This is a genomic window from Bradyrhizobium nitroreducens (assembly GCF_002776695.1).
Lineage (GTDB): Bacteria > Pseudomonadota > Alphaproteobacteria > Rhizobiales > Xanthobacteraceae > Bradyrhizobium > Bradyrhizobium nitroreducens.
The window spans coordinates 5,912,344-5,915,056 of sequence record NZ_LFJC01000003.1 but is presented as its reverse complement, the minus strand read 5'-3'; the positions used below and the strand labels follow the sequence as shown (position 1 = coordinate 5,915,056).

Below are 2,713 nucleotides of genomic sequence, written 5' to 3'. Positions count from 1 at the left end.
GGCGTACGGCAAAATCGTGTGGTCCTGGCGCCCGGGGTCTGTGCGCCAAGTCTTGTGGTGATGTGCATTGCTCAACCGGGCACGCGCATCAGTCATCCGCGAGGCGACGGGGGCAATAGCGCAACGCTCCCCGGGGAGAGCACGACATAAGCCGTAAAGCCACTGCGCAGGGAAGGCCGGGATGTCCTGGCTACACCTGTATGCCGCTGTGCAGCTTCTCGTTACGCAGGATTCGCACAGTGGACCGCGGGTGCCAGCCGGCGCCCGGTCTTCCCTGCGCCCTTTTTCAATCGAGGGTGAGGAGATCAAGCAAAGCTCGGGCGAGATGAGCCGCGAGGATGCGGACGTGTGTCAGCAATGATGATGCTGCGAGCTCTCATCTGTGACCGTCACCCTGAGGCGCCGGAGCGAAGCGGAGGCCTCGAAGGGCGACAGCCCGGCTGCACCTCGGCCGCACATCCTTCGAGGCTCCGCATGCGATGCGTTCGCATCGCACGCCTCGCACCTCAGGATGACGGGATCGACATCGTCACCGCGGAAAGATTCAGGATTGCTCCCGCCTTCGCCAAGGCTTCGGCAGACAAGTCGCTGCGCTCGCAATCACGATGTGGAGGCAGTGTGCGCGAAAGCCACGCTCGCGTGCCCCGGACGCAGCGCAGCGTCTCTTCGACGATGCGCTGCAGAGCCGGGGTCCATGCATCGGTGCGTGCCGTGGCCCGCTGGGTCCCGGCTCTGCGCAGCAACGCCAAGAGCGTTGCAGCGCGTCCGGGACACGAGACTAACAAGCCCCCCTCCCCAACCCTCTTGCATCGGCGACGGGCCTTGTAACAAAACGGTCATGCAGCGAAACTAAACGAACCGGGGACCGCGAGTTGCGGCCCCGGGGGCCGCGGGTTGCGGCCGAGCCGCCTCGCAGGGAGATTTCGATGCGCCGTTCACTGCTGTTGCTGTCCGCCGGACTGACCGTGCTGTCGACCGGACTTGCTTCTGCCCAGAACAACACACCCCGCAACCTGATCCTGTTCATCCCGGACGGCCTGCGCGCGCTGAAGGTGAACCCCGACACGGCGCCCGCGATGGCCGAGGTCCGCGACAAGGGTGTCAATTTCAAGAACCCGCACTCGCTGTTCCCGACCTTCACCATGGCCAACGGCTCGGCGATGTCGACCGGCCATTATCTCGGCGACACCGGCGTGTTCTCCAACACGATCTGGACCGGCTACACCTCCGCCCCCGCCGGCGACACCGTGGTCCCCTTCATCGAGAACGATGCCGTGCTCGGCGACATCGACGAGCATTTCAAGGGCGACTATCTCAACGAGGAGACCATCCTGAAGCTGGCCCGCGACAAGGGCCTCAGCACCGCGGCGATCGGCAAGGTCGGCCCGACCTACCAGTTCGACCATACCGACAAGCCCGAAAAGGCCGGCCTGCATTCGGTCGTGTTCGACGACTCCACCGGCGGCAAGAACGGTGTCGCCCTGTCGGACGAGGTGAAGGACGCACTGACCAAGGCCGGCCTGCCTACCGCCACCCCGCCGCGCGGCGACAATTCCAAGGCGGGTGATGCCAAGACGCCGGGCACGATTGTGGCCAACGTCGCGCAGCAGGCCTATTTCGCCGACGTCGCCGCCAAGGTGGTGCTGCCGATGTTCAAGGCGCGCAACAAGCCGTTCGTGCTGGTGTTCTGGTCGCGCGATCCCGACGGCAGCCAGCACAACACCGGCGACAGCCTCAACCAGATCATGCCGGGCATCAACGGGCCGACCTCGATGGCCGGCATCAAGAACGCCGACAACAACCTCGCCCAGCTCCGCAAGGCGCTCGACGAGCTCGGCCTCGCCGCCTCGACCAACATCATCATCTCGGCCGACCACGGCTTCTCGACGATCTCCAAGGAAAGCAAGACCAGCCCCTCGGCCAAGGTCAGCTATGACGACACGCCCAAGGATTTCCTCCCCATGGGATTCCTGGCGCTCGATCTTGCCAAGGCCCTGGACCTGCCGCTGTTCGACCCCAACGACAAGAACGCGAAGGTCGAAGGCAACAAGCATCCCAAGGCCGGCAACGGCGTGCTCGGCAAGGATCCCACCAAGCCCGATCTCGTCGTCGCCACCAATGGCGGCTCCGACCTCGTCTATCTCCCGAACAAGGACAAGAAGCTGGCGGCGAAGACCATCAAGGCGCTGCTCGCGCAGGACTATGTCTCCGGCCTGTTCGTCGAGGACTCGCTCGGCCGCTTCCCCGGTACGCTGCCGCTGTCGAGCATCAATCTGCGTGGCAGCGCGGCGACGCCGACGCCGTCGATCGTCGTCAACTTCCGCTCCTATGCCAGCGATTGCGGCGAGGCGCCGACCAACTGTTCGGTGCAGGTCGCCGATACCGTGCTGCGCCAGGGCCAGGGCATGCATGGCAGCTTCAGCCGCGGCGACACCATGAACTTCATGGCCGCCATCGGTCCGGACTTCAAAGCCGGTTATGTCAGCGAGATCCCGGTCAGCAATGCCGACGTCGGCATGACGGCCGCCCGGCTGATGGGCCTGCGCGCCTCGCAGAACGGTGGCCTCGTCGGCCGGGTGATGTCGGAGGCTCTGCCCAACGGCGTCGTGCCGAAGGCTTATGCCGGCACGATGAAGTCCAAGCCCGCCGAGGGCGGCCTGACCACCGTGCTGAGTTTCCAGCGCGTCGGCAGCCAGCGCTATTTCGACGCCGC

At 65.3% G+C, this 2,713-nt stretch carries 1 protein-coding gene; it reads left to right on the top strand.

What is annotated here, in order from left to right:
* Positions 1 to 926 precede the first annotated feature (926 nt).
* On the top strand, positions 927 to 2,713 hold a 1,787-nt coding region (locus TSA1_RS28385), incomplete at its 3' end, for an alkaline phosphatase family protein (protein WP_100181375.1).